The 514-nt window shown below is 42.4% G+C and carries 1 pseudogene; it reads left to right on the top strand.

What is annotated here, in order from left to right:
- Window positions 1–514 (top strand): annotated as a pseudogene (locus G3A46_RS14055) (hypothetical protein); the annotation flags it as partial.

Below are 514 nucleotides of genomic sequence, written 5' to 3'. Positions count from 1 at the left end.
AAACTTGGATATATGAAGCCAGCTACGCAATTACCCAGGCAGATATTGATGCTGGGGAAGTAGTGAACCAAGCGACAGCTACTGGAACAGCTCCAGACCAAAGTACAGTATCTGATTTATCAGGATCAACAGTTGGAAACGACGAGCCGACAGTTATCGAACTTTGTCAAAACCCTGCAATTGCAATTGTAAAAACAGGAGTCTTTAATGACGAGAACGGTGATGCTTGTTCAAATGTTGATGAGACTATTACATATACTTTCACAGTAACTAACCAAGGAAATGTAAGTCTGTCTAACATCATAGTAGACGACCCATTATTAGGAGGTCCATTAGCCGGTCCAATAAGTGGAGACACTGATGGTGATGGAGAACTTGATGTAACTGAAACTTGGATATATGAAGCCAGCTACGCAATTACCCAGGCAGATATTGATGCTGGGGAAGTAGTGAACCAAGCGACAGCTACTGGAACAGCTCCAGACCAAAGTACAGTATCTGATTTATCAGGATC

The organism is Aequorivita sp. KMM 9714, from assembly GCF_011065475.1.
GTDB classification, from domain to species: Bacteria; Bacteroidota; Bacteroidia; order Flavobacteriales; family Flavobacteriaceae; genus Aequorivita; species Aequorivita sinensis.
This window is presented reverse-complemented; position numbering and strand designations above follow the sequence as displayed.